Annotated in this window: 16 protein-coding genes; 5 read left to right on the forward strand and 11 right to left on the reverse strand. The window is 61.2% G+C overall.

Annotation, left to right across the window (positions count from 1 at the left end; genetic code table 11):
- The coding region (locus tag G7016_RS02645) for a DUF637 domain-containing protein (RefSeq protein WP_181111297.1) at window positions 1-1697 on the forward strand (1697 nt) is incomplete at its 5' end.
- A 717-nt stretch (window positions 1698-2414) separates the two neighbouring features.
- The gene (locus tag G7016_RS02650; protein WP_181111298.1) at window positions 2415-6542 is read left to right on the forward strand and encodes a CheR family methyltransferase; all 4128 of its coding nucleotides are present in this window, start codon (window positions 2415-2417) and stop codon (window positions 6540-6542) included.
- Window positions 6543-6657: 115 nt separating this feature from the next.
- Here G7016_RS02650 and G7016_RS02655 read toward each other — a convergent pair whose 3' ends face one another.
- On the reverse strand, window positions 6658-7413 hold the full coding sequence (locus G7016_RS02655) for an NADPH-dependent F420 reductase (RefSeq protein ID WP_181111299.1): 756 nt from the start codon (window positions 7411-7413) through the stop codon (window positions 6658-6660).
- 101 nt (window positions 7414-7514) lie between these two features.
- On the opposite strand from G7016_RS02655, the gene G7016_RS02660 reads away from it, so the two are divergent.
- Window positions 7515-7868 (forward strand): winged helix-turn-helix transcriptional regulator, encoded by a 354-nt coding sequence (locus G7016_RS02660; RefSeq protein ID WP_181111300.1) that lies wholly within the window; start codon window positions 7515-7517, stop codon window positions 7866-7868.
- 143 nt (window positions 7869-8011) lie between these two features.
- Here G7016_RS02660 and ilvA read toward each other — a convergent pair whose 3' ends face one another.
- Entirely contained in the window at window positions 8012-9619 is a 1608-nt protein-coding gene (gene ilvA / locus G7016_RS02665) for a threonine ammonia-lyase, biosynthetic (RefSeq protein ID WP_181111301.1), read from the reverse strand.
- Window positions 9620-9831: 212 nt separating this feature from the next.
- Window positions 9832-11355, reverse strand: coding sequence for a fumarate hydratase (locus tag G7016_RS02670; RefSeq protein ID WP_181111302.1), 1524 nt, complete (start codon window positions 11353-11355; stop codon window positions 9832-9834).
- A 332-nt stretch (window positions 11356-11687) separates the two neighbouring features.
- Between G7016_RS02670 and G7016_RS02675 the strand changes: the two genes are divergently transcribed.
- Window positions 11688-12794 carry a GGDEF domain-containing protein gene (locus G7016_RS02675; RefSeq protein WP_181111303.1) on the forward strand — a complete coding sequence of 369 codons (1107 nt, stop codon included), beginning with the start codon at window positions 11688-11690 and terminating at the stop codon, window positions 12792-12794.
- Entirely contained in the window at window positions 12787-13713 is a 927-nt protein-coding gene (locus tag G7016_RS02680) for an iron-sulfur-binding ferredoxin reductase (protein WP_181111304.1), read from the forward strand. The genes G7016_RS02675 and G7016_RS02680 overlap by 8 nt, the downstream gene beginning before the upstream one ends.
- A gap of 5 nt (window positions 13714-13718) precedes the next feature.
- Here the strand turns inward: G7016_RS02680 and G7016_RS02685 are convergent, their stop codons facing one another.
- From G7016_RS02685 to G7016_RS02720, 8 genes are all read right to left on the reverse strand, one after another.
- A complete protein-coding gene (locus G7016_RS02685; protein WP_181111305.1) occupies window positions 13719-14543 on the reverse strand; it encodes an HDOD domain-containing protein in 825 nt (274 codons plus the stop codon).
- A 94-nt stretch (window positions 14544-14637) separates the two neighbouring features.
- Window positions 14638-14949 (reverse strand): AzlD domain-containing protein, encoded by a 312-nt coding sequence (locus G7016_RS02690; protein WP_181111758.1) that lies wholly within the window; start codon window positions 14947-14949, stop codon window positions 14638-14640.
- Window positions 14949-15647: an AzlC family ABC transporter permease gene (locus G7016_RS02695; RefSeq protein WP_181111306.1), complete on the reverse strand. Its 699-nt coding sequence runs from the start codon at window positions 15645-15647 to the stop codon at window positions 14949-14951. The genes G7016_RS02690 and G7016_RS02695 overlap by 1 nt, the downstream gene beginning before the upstream one ends.
- Before the next feature lie 109 nt (window positions 15648-15756).
- Entirely contained in the window at window positions 15757-16527 is a 771-nt protein-coding gene (locus G7016_RS02700; RefSeq protein WP_181111307.1) for an ABC transporter ATP-binding protein, read from the reverse strand.
- Window positions 16528-16547: 20 nt separating this feature from the next.
- Complete coding sequence (locus tag G7016_RS02705) at window positions 16548-17330, reverse strand: ABC transporter permease (protein ID WP_181111308.1); 783 nt, start codon at window positions 17328-17330, stop codon at window positions 16548-16550.
- The gene (locus G7016_RS02710; RefSeq protein WP_181111309.1) at window positions 17327-18157 is read right to left on the reverse strand and encodes an ABC transporter permease; all 831 of its coding nucleotides are present in this window, start codon (window positions 18155-18157) and stop codon (window positions 17327-17329) included. Before G7016_RS02710 ends, G7016_RS02705 begins: the two co-directional genes overlap by 4 nt.
- On the reverse strand, window positions 18144-19268 hold the full coding sequence (locus G7016_RS02715; protein ID WP_181111310.1) for an ABC transporter substrate-binding protein: 1125 nt from the start codon (window positions 19266-19268) through the stop codon (window positions 18144-18146). Before G7016_RS02715 ends, G7016_RS02710 begins: the two co-directional genes overlap by 14 nt.
- Before the next feature lie 22 nt (window positions 19269-19290).
- Entirely contained in the window at window positions 19291-20202 is a 912-nt protein-coding gene (locus G7016_RS02720; protein ID WP_181111311.1) for a TauD/TfdA dioxygenase family protein, read from the reverse strand.
- Window positions 20203-20340: the final 138 nt, after the last annotated feature.

A 20340-nucleotide genomic window follows, 5' to 3' on the forward strand; every position in this document is an offset into this window, starting at 1 on the left:
GCAACAGCAGCCTGGCCTGGACCAGCGCCAAGGGCAAAGGCAACACCGACGAAACCCTGCGCCAGAGTGAACTGGTGGCCAAAGGGGACGTGGCGATCAATGCGGTGAACGGGCTGCACATCGACGTAAAGCAGGTGAACCAGCAGACAGTGAGCCAGGCGATCGATGCGATGGTGAAGGCCGACCCGCAGCTGTCGTGGCTGAAGGATGCCGAGAAGCGGGGGGATGTGGATTGGCGGCAGGTGAAGGAGATTCATGACTCCTTCAAGTACAGCCAGTCGGGGTTAGGGGCGGGTGCGCAGTTGGCGTTGGCGATTGCGCTAGCGGCACTGACTGGAGGCGCTGGTGCCAGCCTGGTTGGCGCAACCAGCAGTTTCACCGCAGGTTTTGCTAATGCAGCACTTGTCGCGGTCGAGACAACGGCTGCAAATAGCGCGATCAGCAATAAAGGTGATCTCGGAACTATCCTAAAAGACACCACAAGCTCATCGAGCTTGAGGGGTTACCTCGTATCCGGCCTGACAGGAGGGATAGCCGGTACCCTTGGTTATGACCCCACTGCGCTTAAATTTGATTTGAATAGCGCCGGTCAAGTGATTGTCAAGGCAGGTGCCGATAGTCTGGTCCAAACAGCTATCAATGGAGGGAGCCTACAGAAGAATCTTGCGGACAGCCTGCTAGGGGCGGCAATCGATATTGGCGGTGCTATTGCGGCTAATAAGCTCGGGAATACCACCTTGGCTGACGGCAGCCCAACCAAGGTAGCAGCTCATGCACTGCTCGGCGGCCTAAAGTCCATGGCAATGGGTGGGGATTTCCAGACTGGCGCAGTGGCAGGTGGCGCCAACGAGGCCATGGTGCAGTATCTTGCGAGCTTGGTATTGCCCGACAACTATGACGCCCAGGCTCAAGGAACCCTGCAAGCTCGAGCCAACCTCCTGGCAATATCTCAACTGGTTGGCGTCCTATCTGCCGTGGTCACTGGCGGCGATCCAGTGATTGCCGCCAATATTGCGGCAAGCGCAACGCAATACAACTACCTGAGTCACTCGGACCTGGATCGTGCGGCGAGGGAACTGGTTGGCTGCGGAGCTGATGGTGATTGCGCCCAGAAAGCTTACGCCCGTTACCACGAATTGAGTGAGAGCCAGCTCCAAGCAGCTTTTGTTGCATGCAGCAAGGACCCGGGGGCCTGCGCTCAGGTTTCGAAGACCATTGCTCAAGCCCAAGCCGATACACAGTTATTCAGGGCTCAAGCAGACGAGGCTCCAGCGGCAACCCGTGAAAAGTTGAACATGCTCATTGCCGAGAATGACGGTGTGCAGAATGCACTGGCGGGTATTACTACTACCCACTCGGCACAAGCGGTCGCTGACATTCTCGTAAGTCAGCTTGGGTTCAGCCCAGAGCGTGCGACGGAGTTTGTTGTTGGGGTGGGGGGTGCCGTAGCAGCCATTGCACCTTTAGGGCGGGGTTCAACCGGGCGAGCGATACCGAATAATTTGCGTGAAAAGCTCGCATTGGATGCGGCGATGTCTAATCCTACAGCAGGCCGTATCCTCCCCGTTCCGATGACGGATCTGAGGTGGCCTGGAAGCGAGGGGTGGGTTAAAACGGCCCAGAATATCAACGGTGTCGAAATTCATTACGTGCGCAACACAAAGACAGGCGCGGTAGACGACTTTAAGTTTAAGTGAGGTCCTATGTTGGTAATCTGTAGATCTATAAGTGGAGTGTCGCTTCCACTTTCGTCTCGGTGTTTAGGTGAGCTTGATACGACCGATTATTCTCCTCTCCTCGTTGGTGAGACCTATGATGTTTACGCTCTGCTTTTTTTCAAGGGTAGGGTTGATTATTTGGTTTTTCCTTCAGGCGGCTTCCCTATGTGGGTGCCAGAGAATTTGTTTGAGGTTGTTGACGCAACGGTCTCGGCGGGCTGGAATTTCTGTAAGCTCTCAGGTCGCCCAGGGTACACGGAGCTAATAAAGTGTTTTCAGATAACTCATTTATTAGGGTATCCATTGCTCGTAGAGGATTACCAGCACTATATCGGCTTGATTGAAGCCGATGGGTATGAGCTAGATAGGTTTTTGATAGCCAATAATATTGGGCGCTGAGCTCTGTATTATCCGGTCTAAATGAAAAAGTTCCAAGATGACTCACAGTCAATTGCAAACTATGGCTCGCTATGAAGCGAACTTTTCGGGGCGCGGATAGTAATTGACTACCGGGCGGCCAGCGCTCACCTCCGCCGCGCCCCCAATCCCGCAGCCCACCACCACCTCAACCAACCCCACAAAACCAACCACCCCCAGCGGATCGAACCCGATCACGCCAAGGTCCACTATAATGACGCTCCTGGAATTTCTGCGCTGTGTCACGGCTGGCGCACCTTCGAATGGATAGCACCGGCAATGGCAGCAGAATCGGAAAGTACCTCGGAAAAAACGCTGCGCACCAAGGCCAGCGGTTTGCCGTTTCCCTTGGTGGGCATAGGCGCTTCCGCTGGCGGTTTGCAGGCGGTGAAGGCGTTTTTCTCGCAAATGCCGAAGGATCCGGGCATGGCGTTCGCGGTGGTGCTGCACCTGTCGCCGCATCACCAGAGCATCGCCGACAGGATCATCCAGGAGGCCACCGGCATGCCGGTGCGGCAGGTCACCGAGCGGGTGCGCATCGAGCCGAGCCACGTGTATGTGATTGCCCCGGCGCAGCACCTGATCATGGTGGATGGTTGCCTTGACGTGCTGCCGTCTCCGCCCCGGCGCGGTGGTCATGTGGCTATCGATCTGTTCTTCCGGGACTTGGCCGAGGCCCACCAGGAAAATGCCTTTTGCATCGTGCTCTCTGGAGCAGGGTCGGACGGTGCGGTGGGCCTTACGCGCATCAAGGAGGAGGGTGGCGTTACCTTTGCGCAAACGCCGGAGGACGCCGAGTACAATGGCATGCCGCGAGCGGCCATTGAAACGGGAGCGGTGGACTTCATTCTGCCCGTTGTGGAGATGCCCGAGAAACTGCTGTCGATTTGGAAGAACTCCCAGCAGATCCGTTTGCCCCCGAGTACAGACGCGGACGACCAACCTGTTGTAAAGGGCGAGAGCCCGGATGCTCGGGCGGACGAGCATTTCATTCACGACATTCTGATTCATTTGCGCGCAGCTACCGGCCACGACTTCCGGCACTACAAACGCGCGACCATTTTGCGACGTATCGAACGGCGCTTGCAGGTTACCGCGCAGCCGAACCTTGAGGCGTATTACAACTTCCTGCTCAACCACGGCGAGGAAGCCAAGTCGCTGCTGGGTGACATGCTGATTGGCGTGACCAATTTCTTCCGGGACAGGGAAGCGTTCGAAGCGCTGGAGCGTGACGTGTTGCCTGGCATGATCAAGGCGTCGCTCGAAAAGGACCCACCCGACGAGCTGCGCGTATGGAGTGCGGGGTGTTCCACTGGCGAAGAAGCGTACTCGCTGGCAATGGTCATCACCGACATGATGGAAACGGAAGGGCATGGCGGGAAGATGCAGGTGTTTGCCACCGACATCGACGAACGCGCCATTTCCATTGCGCGAGGGGCCACCTATCCGGAAGCCATCGTGACCGACGTACCGCCCGCTCAGTTGCGGCAGTACTTTTTGAAGGAGGGTGAGCGGTATCGGGTACGCAAGGAAATACGCGAGCGTATTTTATTCGCCAACCACAGCCTGCTTAGCGATCCCCCGTTCTCGCAGATCGACCTCATCACCTGCCGTAACCTGCTGATCTACCTCAGCCGGGATGTGCAGCGCGAAATTCTTCAAACCTTCCACTTCGCTTTGCGCCCGGGTGGCTATCTGTTCCTCGGCACGTCGGAATCCGCCGATTCCTGCCCGGAGCTGTTCACCCCCGTGGACAAGAAAAACCGCATTTTCCGGGCTCGGCCAGTATCTGGCAGCCTCCGTCGCTCAGCCATCATGCCGCGCTCCGCCTACGTGCGCGCCAATGTGATGCAGGCGTCCGAAGAAGCCCCAGCGCGCCGGCATCTGTTCAAGGACGTTCATCGCCGCGCCGTCGAGAAGTACGCGCCGCCCAGTGTGATCGTGGACACCAGCGGCGAAATCCTTCATATGACAGAAGGCGCGGGGCGCTACTTGCGCCACATAGGCGGAGAGCCAACGCGCAGCCTTTTGCTGCTGATATTGCCTTCGCTGCGTCTTGAACTGCGCACCACGCTGTTCCAGGTTCAGCAAAGTCAGCAGCCCGTGGTTTCGCGGGCCGTTCGGGTGAGCGAAGCCGGGGAGGACCGGCTCATACAAATCGCGATAGAACCCTATCGGGACGACGAAACCGACGCGGAGTACACGTTTATCCAGTTCCGCCACGCCGAGGCGGTTGAAGATACCTTGCACCTGGCGTCGGCGGATTATGCCGAAAACACGATCATCGCCAACCTGGAGCGCGAACTGCAGCGCACCAAGGGCCAGTTGCAGGAGACGATCGAGCATTCGGAAGTTTCCAGCGAGGAGCTGAAAGCCTCCAACGAAGAGATGCAGGCGGTCAACGAAGAACTGCGCTCCGCCACTGAAGAGCTCGAGACCAGCAAGGAAGAACTGCAGTCGATCAACGAAGAATTGTTGACCGTAAACCACGAACTGAAGATGAAGGTCGAGGAGACCGACAAGGTCAACGACTACCTCACCAACCTGATCGCATCCACGGATATCGCCACGGTGTTCGTGGACCGCGGCATGCGGATCAAATGGTTTACCCCCCGGGCCACCGATATCTTCAGCATGATCCCGGTGGACACCGGGCGGTCCCTGCTGGATATCACCCATCGGCTGAATTACCCGAACCTGGCCGAAGACGCTGAAGAGGTGTTCCGTACGCTCTCCGTCATCGAGCGGGAAGTCAGCAGTTCCGATGACCATTGGTATATCGCGCGGTTGCTGCCGTATCGCTCGAGTGAGAACCAGATTCATGGCACGGTGCTGACCTTCATCGACATCACCAAGCGCCGGGCCATCGAGCAGCAATTCCGCGCGGGTGAAGAACGCCTTCGCCTGGTTGCGGAGAGCACTCGCGATTACGCGATTTTCATCCTGGACGAAAACGGGGTGGTCACCGATTGGTACCGCGGCGCGGAGCTGATGTTTGGCTATGCGCGCAGCGAAGCGGAAGGGCGCTATTTCGACTTTATCTACACGCCTGAGGACCGTGCCGCAGGCGCGCCACAGGCTGAGCTGGCCGCTGCCAGAACCGAGGGCCGTGGCGAGGATGAGCGCTGGCATTTGCGCAAAGACGGCAGCCGCATGTACTGCATCGGTGAAGTCACCCTGCTGCAGGGGGAAAGCCTGCAAGGCTTCGTGAAAATCGCCAAGGACCTCACAGGCCAGCAGCGTGTCAGCGAGGAGCAGCGGCAGATGCTCCAGGAGACCCAACTGAGCAATCAGCTCAAGGACGAGTTTTTCGCGGTGATGTCGCACGAGCTCAAGCACCCGCTGAACCTGATACAGCTCAATATCGACTTGCTGCATCGGCTGGCCGCCAACGAAAACAGCGCAACCGTAAGGGCGATTCGCACGATTCGCGAAGCGGTGAAAGGCCAGGCCAGGATCATCGACGACTTGCTCGACGTTGCCAGGGTGCAAACGGGCAAGCTCAACCTTGATTGCAAACCGCTCGACCTCTGCCATGTACTCAAGGACATCCACGCCCTGGCGGCGCGCTCGATTGAAAAACGCTTCGTGTCGATCGAATGTACGCATGAGCGGTTGATCGTGAATGCGGACATCACCCGGCTGGAGCAGATTATCTGGAACCTGATCAGCAACGCGCTCAAGTTCACCGATGATCACGGGTCCATCAAGCTCGTACTTTCCCGGGATAACAACAACGCTCGGCTGCAGGTGATCGACGACGGCATTGGTATCGAACCTGCCAGCCAGGAAAAGATTTTCGACCTGTTTGGCCAGGCCAAAGGGCCACGTGGCTGGCGCGAACGCCAGGGGCTGGGTATTGGCTTGTCACTTGTGAGCCAGCTTGCAAGCGCGTTCGGAGGCTCGGTGGCCGTGGACTCGGCAGGCATTGGCCACGGCGCCACGTTCACCGTGACGCTCCCTTTGGTTGAGCATGAAATTGGGCCTGCCGCTGAGCCCACCTCCAACGAGCGTGCCTCGCTGGCAGGTTTGAATGTGTTGCTGGTGGACGACTCATCCGAAGTACTGGATGTGATGCGCGAACTGATAGAGATGGAGGAGGCCACGGTGCAGGCCTTCAGCGAGCCGACTGCGGCCTTGGAATGGGCGCGTACGGCCCAGGCCCACGTGATCATTTCCGACCTCGGCATGCCTGGGCTATCAGGTTACGACCTGCTCAAAGCGTTACGCGGCCTGCCTGCCTGGGAATCCACGGTCGCTATTGCCTTGAGCGGATACGGCGAAGCACACGTGCCGGATACCGATGCCGGTGTGACCTTCGACCACCGGTTGGGCAAGCCGGTGGCGTTCGATCAACTGCTGAGCTTGCTGAGCGAGATTCACCAAGGGCAACGCGAGGAGACGTAATCCGGTAATGGTCCGCAATGCAGTGGCCAGTGTCGTGTAGGAGCCAACGAAGCTGGCGATTGGACTGCCTCGTATCACCGCTGTTCGCGGGCTGCGCCTGCCGGCTCGCCCGTTCCTACACTGCAGATGAAGCCGCGTTCAGGGCGCGGTTCATGGCGACCAAATCGCTGTGGCGAGGGTTCGGCCCCAACCGCTTGAAATGCTGTGGAAGCTCATCTCGCTTCGCCGCAGCTTGCCCTTTCACTGCCTCCGAAAGCGCACGGCGCATGGTCTCGGCGTTGTAATCGCAGCAGTAGCCCGGTGTGCTCGGCTGTTGCCGCCAGGACGCTTCAAGCGAACCGCCATCAACCGGATCAAAGCCCACCTGGTCTACCAGGGCCATTACTGTTTTCTTCGCCTCGGCATCGTCGCCTGCTACCGCGATCGCCAGGCGGTCTGAAGCGCCTGCGGGCCGCCCCAGGTCTGCCAGGGTGTAGGCCAGTACGTTATTGAATGCCTTGATCACAGGTCGCCCAAGCTGTCGGGTTACCCACACGCTTTCCGTCATTCCCTCATCGAGTTCAGCGATGCGCGGATCGCGCAGGCCTGGGTAGTAATTGCTGGTGTCCACAACCGGTACACTTTCGGGCACAGCTTGGAACAGGTCGGCGGGCAGCGCGCTTAACGCCGGTAAAGGTATCGACAGCACGATCACATCCACCGCGTTCACCGCGCCACGAATATCCACGGGTTCAGCGCCAATCTCTTCAGCGAAGGCCCGAACGCCCTCCACGCCTCGGGAATTGGCTATCCGGATCTCATGACCGGCAGCGCTCAGTTTACGGGCGAGCGTGCCTCCGATATTTCCTGTTCCTATGATGCCGATCTTCATGGCCACACCTCATCAGTCGTTTGCTTGCACCGATTTTATGGAGCTGATGTGATAATGGTAAGTACCCACCAAAAGGTGGGTTACTCACAAGCGAGAAAGAAATGGACCGGGAATGGGATTGCGACGATCCGCAAAATCGTCGGAAATGGGCCGAGGCAACCACCGAAACGCTTCGGGTGCTGGAGGGGAAGTGGAAAATCATCATCTTGTGCCAGCTTTTCGCGGCAAAGGGCGCGCTGCGTTTCTCAGACCTCGAAAAGCTGATTGAAGGCATAAACCAGAAGATGCTGATTCAGCAACTGAAGCAGTTGGAGAAAGACGGCATTGTTTCGCGCACGGTGTACCCGCAGGTGCCGCCCAGGGTCGAGTACCAGTTGACGCCTATCGGGCATGCCCTCGGGCCGTCGATCCAGGCACTGATCGAATGGGCGGAGTTGAGGCGCGATCAGGCGTGAGTGTGCGCGAACGCGTATCGCCGGTTATTTCGCGGGCTGGCGCCCACTCCTACAGGCCTTGGCCAGGCGTGCTCTGTGAAGCACCTTGTCGGGTCTGGTAGGAGCAAGCGCAGCCGCATGCGAAGCTCGCGAACCGATGTAGCTCACCCGATAAACAACCGATACGCCGGGTTGTCGCACTCGTCGGTAAAGGGGCAGCCGCAGTCGCTCAACAGCCGGTCAATGGCTTGCGCATCGCAGCCTCCACCCAGTTCCAGCCCCAACAGCACACGGCCTGCGTCCGCGCCATGATTGCGGTAGTGGAACAGCGTGATATTGAGCCGGGGGTCAAGGGCATTGAGGAACGCGCCGAGGGCGCCGGGGCGTTCGGGGAAGGTCAGCCGGTACAGTCGCTCTTGCAGCCCGACCGGGGCGCGGCCGCCCACGGTATGGCGCAGGTGAAGCTTGGCCAGTTCGTTATCGGTCATGTCCAGCACCGGGTAACCGTGTTCTGCCAGCTGGGTCAGTAAGGCCGCGCGGGGCGCCAGGGCCGGGTCGGTTTGTACGCCAAGGAAAATCTGCCCGTGCTCACGCGCCTGGCAGCGGTAATTGAATTCGGTGATCTGGCGCTTGCCCAGTACCTCGCAAAATTCTCGTAAACTTCCGGGTCGCTCCTCGAGGGTGACCGCCAGCAGCGCCTCGCGCCCTTCACCAAGCGCGGCGCGTTCGGCCACGTGGCGCAGGCGGCTGAAGTTGATATTGGCACCGGAGTTGATCGCCACCAACACCTCGCCTCGGCAGCCATCGCGCGCTACATACCGTTTCAGCCCCGCCACTGCCAGCGCGCCGGCAGGCTCGCAGATCGCCCGGGTTTCGTCATATACATCTTTGATCGCCGCGCAGATTTCGTCCGCGCTGACCGTGATCACTTCATCGACCAGGTGCTGGCAGAGCTCGAAGTTGTGCTCGCCAATCCGCGCCACCGCTACGCCATCCGCAAACAGGCCAACTTCCGGGAGCACCACCGGCTGGCCCGCCGCTAGCGCCTGCTGCAGGCAGTTCGAATCGTGCGGTTCCACGCCGATGATCCGCACGTCTGGCCGCAGGTATTTCACGTACGCTGCCACGCCAGCGATCAGGCTGCCGCCGCCGACCGGTACGAAGATGGCGTCCAGGCGCCCCTGATGCTGACGTAGCATTTCCATCGCTACCGTGCCTTGGCCGGCGATCACATCCGGATCGTCGAACGGCGGCACAAAGGTGTAGCCGTGGGTTTCAGCCAGGTTCAGCGCATGAGCAAGGGCCTGAGGGAATGCATCGCCGTGGAGAATAACTTCCCCGCCACGGCTGCGAACGCCCTCGATCTTTACATCCGGCGTGGTCACCGGCATCACCACTTGGCATTTCACCCCCAGCTTCTGAGCCGCCAGGGCCAGCCCTTGAGCATGGTTACCGGCTGAGGCGGCGATCACACCCGCCGCTCGCTGCTCCGGGCTCAGGCGAGACAGCCGCGTATAAGCCCCCCGTAGCTTGAAGGAAAACACCGGTTGAAGGTCTTCGCGCTTGAGCAACACCTGATTGCCTAACGCGGCGGAGAGGGCAGGCGCGGCTTGTAGCGGAGTTTCAATAGCCACGTCATACACAGGCGCCGAGAGAATGCGCGTTATATAGGCACGCAGGAGCGTATCCAGGCTGCCCTGGGTAACGGCGGCAACGGCTTGATCGGCAGGTGTGCGGGCGGGGCTGTGTTCGGAGGCGCTGTGGCTAGGCATGCTGTCTCTCGGTAAGTGGGCCCGGAGACAGTGAACAACCCGCCTCGTGGGCGGGTGGGGTGCAGATGAACGCTAGCCCGCCAGTGCTGGAATGGCGGTAATAATAATGGCGGCGTTCAGGGGAAATGCTTGCATGGCAAGGAATCTAGGCTGCGGCGATATGTTCCGTCAAGCTAAAGAGAGAGCCCGGCACACGGCCGGGCTCATCTTCCTCAACGAACCTCGACCGCCAGGCTTTCAGCGATCTTGTTCTGCCAGATCGCCGGGCCGGTGATGTGCACCGACTCGCCCTGGCTATCGACCGCGACCGTGACAGGCATGTCCTTCACGTCGAACTCGTAGATCGCTTCCATGCCCAGCTCCTCGAAGGCCACCACGCGGGAGCCCTTGATGGCTTGCGCCACCAGGTAGGCAGCGCCGCCCACGGCCATCAGGTACACCGCCTTGTAGTCCTTGATGGCGTCGATCGCGGTAGGGCCGCGTTCGGATTTGCCGATCATGCCCAACAGGCCGGTCTGGTCCAGGATCTGCCGGGTGAACTTGTCCATCCGGGTGGCGGTGGTGGGGCCAGCAGGGCCGACTACTTCTTCGCGAACCGGGTCGACCGGGCCCACGTAGTAGATGAAGCGGCCCTTGAGGTCCACCGGTAGCGACTCGCCCTTGTTGAGCATGTCGACCATGCGCTTGTGCGCTGCATCACGCCCGGTGAGCATCTTGCCGTTGAGCAGCAGGGTTTCGCCCGGCTTCCAGCTTTGCACGTCTTCGGGAGTGACAGTGTTCAGGTCGACGCGGCGGGCCGAAGGGCCAGCTTCCCAGACGATTTCCGGGTAGGCGTCCAGGGGTGGTGCTTCCAGCGAGGCCGGGCCGGTGCCGTCGAGCACGAAGTGGGCGTGGCGGGTAGCGGCGCAGTTGGGGATCATGCACACCGGCAGCGAGGCTGCGTGGGTGGGGTAATCCATGATCTTCACGTCCAGCACGGTGGTCAGGCCACCGAGGCCCTGGGCGCCGATGCCCAGCTGGTTGACCTTCTCGAACAGCTCCAGGCGCATTTCCTCGAGGCGGTTCTGCGGGCCACGGGCCTTGAGCTCATGGATGTCGATGGGGTCCATCAACACTTCCTTGGCCATGACCGCGGCTTTTTCAGCCGTGCCGCCGATGCCGATGCCCAGCATGCCAGGTGGGCACCAGCCGGCGCCCATGGTGGGAACGGTTTTCAGCACCCAGTCCACGATCGAGTCGGACGGGTTGAGCATCGCCATTTTCGACTTGTTCTCGGAGCCGCCGCCCTTGGCTGCTACATCCACTTCAACGGTGTTACCCGGCACGATGGAGTAGTGGATCACCGCCGGGGTGTTGTCCTTGGTGTTCCTGCGGCTGCCGGCCGGGTCGGCCAGGATCGAGGCGCGCAGCACGTTGTCCGGCAGGTTGTAGGCCCTGCGTACACCCTCGTTGATCATGTCGTCCACGCTCATGGTGGCGCCATCCCAACGCACGTCCATGCCCACGCGCACGAATACCGTCACGATGCCGGTGTCCTGGCAGATCGGGCGGTGGCCGGTGGCGCACATGCGGGAGTTGATCAGGATCTGAGCGATGGAATCACGTGCGGCGGGGGATTCCTCGCGCAGGTAGGCTTCGTTCATCGCCTGAATGAAATCAACGGGGTGGTAGTAGGAAATGTACTGCAGGGCATCGGCGACACTCTGAATGAGGTCGTCTTGCTTGATCACGGTCACGGGCGCGCTCCTCTTTGACACGGGAACATTCATAGCCACGCGCGGGGCACGCGGGGCGACCTCTCCAGGCTTTACCCGCAGCTGCGGGTATCCACGAGGGCAGGCGGGGGGCCAATAAAAGGCGCGGCAGTATACCTTGGCCGCGTCGGTGGTACAGCCGTGAATGAATGATCCCGTGCGGTATTCGGCGCTTGTACCGACCAAGGTGCGGGCGAGGTCGATCATCGGGCGGATGAAATTACGGTGGTCATTTTCCGCTCAGATCACTAAAGTGGCACCTTGCCATATCTGTGGTAAGGGATGGGATCCCTATGAGTACGGTGAGTCAACGAGTGACCGAACATAATCTTCAAAAGCTCTTCGTAAAGCGTTTCCTGCTGGCGGCCAGCAGCTATCTCATGATGCTGGTGCTGGTGGGCGTTGCCTTTCTGGGCGGCTATTTCGTGGGCACTACCAAGACCGTGGTAGCGGGCGGTGTGCTTGTGCTGGCGAGCCAGGCGCTGCTGGGTGCGGTGTTCTTTTCCCGCCGTAACCTGCGCTTCGCCGACCCCAGCCTCACCGAGGCGCAGATCTGGCTGGGCATCGCCTGGCAAACCTGGCTGCTCTATCACCTGGACAACGCCCGCGGGCCGTTCATGATGATTTACGTTGTGCCGCTGATGTTTGGCCTGTTCCATTTGCCGCGGGCGGTGTTCCTGCGTTGCGCGGGGTTAGTGTTCCTCAGCTTCATCGGCCTGGCCCTTTACGAGGCAGGCGAGGGAAGGCCGCTGGACCCAGGCCTGGTGGCGATTCAAGCGGCAGTCTTGTTTATCGTGCTGTTCTGGCTTTGCTTATATGCCAACTACGTTCAAGCCTCGCGGCAACGCATGCGCCAGCGGCGTTTTGCGCTGCAGGCTCACCAGGACACCTTGCGTGGAATGATGCGCCAGCTCGAAGACCTGGTCGCTACAGACGAACTGACAGGCCTGTTCAATCGCCGGCATTTCCTGCGCCTTGCCTCCCGGGAGCTGCAGGCGCTGCGCGCTGGCCACACCCACGGCCTGGCCCTGATCGACCTGGACCATTTCAAACGCATCAATGACGTGCATGGCCATGCCGCGGGTGACGCCGTGTTGCAGGGGTTTGCCCAGGTGGCAGCGGCCTGTCTGCGGGAAGGCGATGTACTGGCACGCTACGGTGGCGAAGAGTTCGTGTTGCTGATGCTCGATTCAGATGCCGAGCGCCTGACCCTGTGCTGTGAACGCCTGCGTCTGGCATTCGCCGCTACGCCGCCGGCCGAGGGCGGCGTGACCAGCTTGAGCCTGTGTGCCGGTATGACTCTGCTCACCGAAGGCGACAGGCTGGACGACGCCTTGCACCGCGCCGACAATGCCCTTTATCAGGCCAAGCGCGCCGGGCGTAACCGGTGCGTGGCCGCGTGGGAGTGCGTGGATGCCTGAGCTGACCGTGGGTAACCGGCGTTGGGAAGTCCCGACGGGGGCCTCCTTGCTGGATGCCTTGAACCGCAACGGCGTTGCCGTGCCCTCCAGTTGTCATGCCGGGCATTGCCACACCTGCCGGGTACGTTGCGTGGCCGGCCAGCCCGATGACCAGCGCCCGGATGCGCTGCCTGCTCACGAGCGCGCCATGGGCTGGCGCCTGGCGTGCCAGTGCCGGATGGTGGGTGATCTCGAGGTAGTACCGTATAACCCGAAGCTCGATGGCGTAGAGGCTCGAATCAGTGAAGTGAGCTGGCACGGCGACCTGGTGTTGCGACTGCGGGTGGTGCCGCATCGCGCGGTACGCTACCAGCCTGGCCAGCATGTGGTGCTATGGACCGAAGACGGCGTCGCGCGGCCTTATTCAATCGCCAGCTTGCCCCAAGAGGCACCGTGGCTGGAGTTCCACATCCAATGCAGCCGGCCCGGCGCATTCGCCGACCGCGCCCGCCAGTTCAAGGAAGGCGACTGCTTGCGGTTGGGAGAAGTGCTGGGCGGGCCGTTGCATTACGACCTGGCGTGGGAAACGCGGCCCCTGTGGTTGGTGGGCAGCGGTACCGGCTTGGCGCCACTGTGGGCCGTGCTGCGGTTTGCCCTGAGCCATCATCACCGCGAGCCTATTCACGTGGTGCACATGGCGGGCGAGGGCAGCCACTACCTTTCTACCGAGCTGAACGCACTGGCTGCGCTGCATCCCAACCTTCAGGTGGATTTACGCGACGCCGGGGCGCAGCTCACAGACCTGCGCCCCGCCCGGCAGACCATCGCGCTGGCCTGTGGAGCCCCGGCCATGGTCCAGGCGGTTAGCCGACGCTTGTTCATGGCCGGGCTCCCTCGCAATCAGCTGTTTACCGATACCTTCGAAAAAAACCTGGGCTAGCAGGCTCAGTTCAACAGTTCGGCAAACGCCTTATCGGCCTCCAGCACTGCAGGCAGAGCGTCGAACAGCAGGTCCAGGTCCACGCCTTTCATCAGCTCGCCGTTCAGCTCTGCCTTGGCTTCAGGCGTGGGGCCACCGTATTTCTGCAGCTGATCGCTCACTTCGCCCGCCTGGGCAACCAGCAGCGGCAGCGGAGCGTTGCCAGGGGCCTGCTGCGGCCGAGCCTGGAAGGCGATACCGTCCTGGATCTGCTTTGGAAGGTTCCAGCGCTTGGCCAGCTCGGCGCCCACTTCGGGATAGCCGAAGCCCAGTTGCAGGGTTTCGTCCGCGGCATGGGCCGGGGAGGTGGTCAAGCGGCGCGTATTGAGCCGGTCGACCATTTCTGGGGCGCCGGTCTGGATCAGCAATTCCCCGATGTTGTGCATCAAGCCGCACGTGAAGGCAACTTCCGCATCCTGGCCACCCTGCTTGGCCAGCACGCGAGCGATACTCGCCACCTGGAAGCTCTTGAGCCAGAACCCCTTGAGGTTGAACGACGGCGGCGCGCTGAACGCACCGGTGACCGCGCTGGCCAGCACCAGGGTACGCATGGTGTTGAAACCCAGGCGCATGGCGGCGTCTTCGATACTGGTGGATTCCCGTGCGCCCTTGAAGCGCGCTGTATTGGCCAGCCGGAGGATCTTTGCCGAAATGACCGGGTCTTTCTCGATGTTGCGCGCGATGGCTTCAAGGCTCGACGATGGATTATCGAACTGAGCGATCAGGTCCTGCGCTACCTTCGGAATACTGGGCAAACTGTGCAGCTGAGCGAACAGCTTTTCGATTTCCATGGCACCCACCTCTTCTACGACGATTCCCACAACGATAGGCAATATTTCACACCTTTGGGTTCGTCCTGTTCAGCGCGTGCGGGTTCAATCCACCTTACAGCCAGGCGCGCAGCCCATAAAACACCGCCATGCCCAGCATTACGCTGGTAAGCACGCTACGGGTAACCAGCATCAGCCCGACCGTACACAGCCCGGCCAGCAGGTAGGGGTTGGCGAGGGACAGGTTGAGCTGGTGCTCGGGCATGAACACAATCGGCCCACAAATGGCGGTAAGCATGCCTGGAACGGCGAAGCCGAGAAAATCCTGCGCACGGCGGCCCAGGCGCACGGGCAGGCGGGGCTCAAGAAACACATAGCGGTTGAAGAACAACACAGCGCCCATGCCGAAAATGACCATCCACACCATCATTGCCCACGCTCCATGATCTGCTTGCAGGCATACCCGGCCGCCATCGCGCTCAGCCCCGCCAGTACCAAAGCGCTTTCGAGCTGCCACAGGCTGAAAAGCACGGAACACACCAGCGCCACCGCCACACAGACCGCGGCCGGTATCGACCGCACCACGGGTGTGATCAGGGCAATGAAGGTAGCAGCGATGGAAAAGTCCAGCCCCAAGTGTTCCAGGCCAGGGATGCTCTTGCCCAGCACGATGCCGGCCAATGTGCAGAGGTTCCAGGCCACATAAAACGTCAACCCCGCACCCAGGGCGTACCAGCGCTGGAAATGCTCAGGCGTTTGCTGGCTGGTCAGCGCAAACAGTTCGTCCGTGAGCAGAAAGCCCAGCCCCATGCGCCACGGCGCCTTCAAGGGCGCCACCCTTGGCCGCATGTGCATCCCATAGAGCAGGTGCTGAGAGGTGAGCAGCAGGGTGGTGATCAGGATTGACAGCGCCCCCGCACCCCCCTTGAACATACCGATGGCAACCAGTTGGGCGGCGCCGGCAAATACGATGGTGGACAGCCCCTGGCTTTGCAACGGCGTAAGGCCGGCATCCACTGCCAGCGAACCGGCCAGCAACCCCCAGGGCAGGCAGGCCAGAGACAGAGGAAGGACAGCAACAGCGCCGCGCATGAACGCGGGGCGATGGGTGGCGGGCACTGGCATACGAGGCAGTCATGCAAAAAAATGAGCTGCCAAGGATGTCAGTTCCCGCGCGGGTTGTCTCGGCCGGATGAGTGAAGCGTTAGGTTAACGCTCACTGCGCGCAAGCCCTTCAGGCTTGGCCCGGGGCGATGAAATCGCTGAGCAGGTCATCCCGCAGCCTGATGAAGTTACTGTCGCTGCGGTTGCGCGGGCGGGGCAGGTCGATGTTCAGTACGCGCCGGATCCGCCCCGGGTTGGGCTGCATCACCACCACGCGGTCACCCAGGAATACGGCTTCGTCCACATCATGTGTCACCAGCACCATGGTGATGCGCTCTTTGGCCCAGATCTTCTCCAGTTCGTTCTGCAAACGGGTGCGGGTCAGGGCGTCGAGCGCGCCGAACGGTTCGTCCAGCAACAACACAGACGGGCGGTTTACCAGCCCTCGGGCAATCGCAACCCGTTGCGCCATCCCGCCGGAGATTTGCTGCGGGTAGGCTTCGGCGAACGCTTCCAGGCCCACCAGCTCCAGGTGCTCGCGAACCGCCTCGGCTTTTTCCCCGGCTGACAGCGGCGAGTTCTTCAGCCCTACCGCAATGTTTTCTCTCACGGTCAGCCAGGGGAACAGGCGGTGATCCTGGAACACGATGCCGCGTTCCAGGCCTGGGCCGCGAATCGGGCGGCCATCGAGCAGGATCTGCCCCTCAAATGTGGTATCGAGCCCCAGCATCAAACGCAGGAGGGTGGACTTACCGCAGCCGCTGGCCCCCACGATGCTCACGAATTCGCCAGCGCGGATATCCAGATGGATGTTCTCCAGCACCCGCAGCGCCTCGCCGGGGCGTTGCGGATTGTCAAACTGCTTGCTGACGTGGTCCAGGACCAGGCTATTGCTTTGCATCGGGCGTTCCCTCGTTTGAATCACAGATTGCCGAAGCGCCGGCTCAACCGCCGTTCGGCCAGCCGGGCCAAGGCATTCAGCGCCCAGCCCACGCTGCCGATCACCACCATGCCGAACAGCACCAGGTCCATGCGAAAGTGCTCGCTGCCATCGATCAGGGTGTTACCAATCCCTTCGCCGGACACCAGCAGGTATTCCGCGCCGATGGTTGCAAGCCATGAATAGATCAAACCCAGGTAAAGGCCGGTAAAGATGGAGGGCAGCGCCGCGGGCAAGCGGACCTCCACCAAGGTTTGCCAGCGGGTATAGCCGTATACACGGGCGACCTCCAGCAGCGCCGGCGACACTTTTCGCAAACCATCCCGGGTGTTCACCGCTACAGGTACCAGCGCGGCAAGGGAAAGGAACACCACCTTGGCCACATCACCCAAGCCAAACCACACCGAAATGAGCGGTATCCATGCAAACAGCGATACCTGCTTGAAGGTATTGAAGCTGGGGCCCACCAAGCGCTGCGCCAAGGCAGAAAGCCCCAGCCCGGCGCCCAGCGCCAGCCCGCCGACGGTGCCGATGGCAAAGCCGCTCAGGTCGCGCGCCAGGCTGGCAGCCAAGGCCCTTGCCAGGCGGCCGCTGCTCAGTTCGGCCCACGCCGTGCTGGCAACCTGCTCGGGCGAGACCAGCAAGGGCGAATCACTCCACCCCTGGCTGCACGCCAGCCACCACAGGCCGATGGCGGCGATAGGCACTACCCAGCCTCGCTGCCTGCCGCTGTTCGAAGGTAATGGCTGCGCCAGGCTGCTCATGTTGGTTGCCCTCGGGTAATACGGCGTTCGAGCACATCGAAACCACGGTCGATCATCAGGCCCGCGGCGCCCACCACAACCACGGCGGCCATTACCAGGTCCAGCTGGAACAGCTGGCGGCCGTAGACGATCAGGTAACCCAGGCCTTCGCTGGACGCCACAAGCTCAACCACCACCAGCGACAGCCAGGCTTTGGTGAACCCCAACCGCAGCCCGGTAAACAGCGGCGTCATGGCTGCCGGCAGCACCACATGGAGCACCAACTGGCGGCGGCTGAAGCCGTACGCCTGGCCCACTTCAAGCAGCCGCGGCGGTGCCTGAGCGAAGGCTTGCAGCGTGGCCAGCGTGACTGGTACCAAGGCAGCCTTGGCGATCAGTGCATATTTGAGCGGCTCGCCGATCCCGAACAGCAACAGTGCAAAGGGTAACCACCCCAGCACGGGTATCTGCACCAGCAGGTTGAACGTGGGCAGCAGATAGTCGCGCGCGGGCTTCCATAGCCCCATCGCCGCGCCCAGCGACAGCCCAAGCATTGCTCCTGCAGCAAAGCCGACCAACACGCGCTGCAGGCTGGCACTGGCGTTTACCCACAAGTCCCCGCTGCGCACGAGGTCGGCCAAGGTTTCCCAGACGTAACGCGGCGCTGGCAGCACTTGTTCGGACACCCACCCCTGCGTCACGCCCATTTGCCATACCGCCAACAAGGCAATGGGCAACAGCCATGGCAATGCATGCTGGCCAATGCGCCATTGGCGTAGGGCACGTGTGGAGCGGCCCAGTGCGCTGGCTGTGGGGAGCTCAGCGGTGTGAACGCTAGCCTGGCTCATGGCTGGCCTCCTTGGGCGCCGGGGCGCTCGCGGTAGCGGCAGTGCTTTCAGCCTGCTTGCCATCTGGCGCCCAGGCCGTCCAGAAGCCCTGCAGCCCCTTGGCTTTCAGGGCCGCGTCGAGGTAACGGGGCTCGAACCAGCCCTCTACGCTTACCGGCCTGCGTATGAGCTTTTCCTTGAAGGCTTGGTCCGCCACGGCCTGGTAGCGGTCCCTTACAAAACCATCAAGCAGCGGTGACAGCCGGGTTTTCACGGACTGCCCACGGTAGTCCGCTTCCCAAGAAGCTAGCGGCGCACCCGATTTGGCCCACTCCTCGAACACCGCTTGCTGATTCTCTGGCTGGCTTGACCAACGCGCGGCGTCCACCAATGTATCCACCACCTTCTGTACTTCGGTGGCGTGCTCCTTCTCGTAAGCGGCGCGTACCAGCAGGGCGGTTTGCCGGGTGAAGCGCGGGTCCTGCTCGGCGTTGTCATAAATGATGTCCACCAGGCCTTGGTCTCGCAGCTTGAACAGCTCAAAGCCACCAAACGCGGCATCCACGCCTTTGGCGGCCAGCGCGGCCTGGGTGCTGCCATTGTCGAGGTTGATCACTTTCAGGTCCCGCTCGGTGAGGCCCTGGGTGCCTAACACGTTGATCGCTACCAGGTGGGCGTTCGTCCCGCGGAAAATCGCCACCTTCTTGCCCTTGAGGTCCGCCAGCGTATGGATGTCCGAGCCCTTGGGCACGGCCACGTACACGTTGGAGCGCGTCCCGATTGCGGCCAGCAGGCGAGTGTCCAGGCCGTTGGCCCGGGCCACCACTTGTGGCAGGTCGCCTTCGTATGCAAAGTCGATCTGCTGGTTGGACAATGCCTCGTTCACTGCCGGCCCCGCACCTTTGAAGAAGAACCACTGCACTTCGGTGCCCGTGCCTTCGAAGGCTTTCTCCAACAGGTTCTGGTTGCGAGCGATGCTCAGGCTGGACGCGCCAAAGGTCACCGGATCGCCGCCCCCCGCGCTGGCCACGCCGATGCGCAATACGTCGGCCTGGGCCATCCCCATGCTCACGCCCATCGCCAGCGCCAGCGCGGTCAAGCGGGACAGTAATCCTGAAGTGTGCGTTGCCATGGTGCGTCCTCCTTGCTTGCGATCAGGCGGCCAGGTGTTTTTTGTCGGCTTCGGTGCGTGGCGAGCGTGCCTGTGGGCTCGGCTTTAGTGCGCGGCTGTGCTGGCCGTCGATGCTGACGGGTATGTCACCGGCGATGGTGGTGCGGCGCACGATGCGCTGGGCATCGCCGTAATCGTTGACGGCAATGTGCTGGGTAGCGCGGTTGTCCCAGATGGCCACATCGCCGGCCTGCCAGCGCCAGCGCACGGTATTGTTCAGGTCGGTAATGCGTTGATGGAACAGCTCGAACAAATGTTTGGAGTCGGCCTTGCTCACCCCTTTGAAGTGCTTCACGAAGTGCCCCAGCAAGAGGGCCCGTTCGCCGGTTTCGGGATGTACATGCACCAACGGGTGCTCGGTTTCGTATTCCTGGGCGGTAAATTCTTTCCGGTACCGCTTCAGCGCTGCCTCTGTGGCGTGCTGCGGGGCCACGTAGTCGTACAGGTTGCTGTGCACGGCCCAGAGGGTATCCGCCAGTTGCCGCAGCGGGATTGGGAGGGCCTCGTAGGCGGTGGCGGTATTGGCCCACACGGTATCGCCGCCGTAGGGCGGAATCACCACCCCCCGCAGGATTGAGATCTTCGGGAAGTCCGTGACGAAGGTCACGTCGGTGTGCCAGGAATTGGCGCGCGCTTCCTTCGAATCCAGGTTGAGTACAGCGTGGGTATCGCCGGCGGAGCGCACGGTGGGGTGGGGTACCTGTTCGCCAAACAGGCGCGAAAAGCGTTCTTGCTCGCTGTCGGTCAACGCCTGGTCGCGGAAAAACAACACCTTGTGACGGAGCAGAGCCTGGTGGATTTCACTGAACACCTCTGCGCCCAGATCGCCGCTGAGAGTCACCCCCGAAACCTGCGCGCCAAGCTTGCCTGCAACCGGTTGTATGCTTATAGCCATTTCGTCACTCCTGTGGTGGGTGACTCTAGGTTATGTGCATAACAGGATAAGGTTCCAAGGCCGATTGTTCATATCCATATGGCCATGGGCGGTTCTATCGTTAGACCCGGCAGCAGTAATTCGCTATTACACCGAGGC

The organism is Pseudomonas japonica, from assembly GCF_013522925.1.
Classification (GTDB): domain Bacteria; phylum Pseudomonadota; class Gammaproteobacteria; order Pseudomonadales; family Pseudomonadaceae; genus Aquipseudomonas; species Aquipseudomonas japonica_A.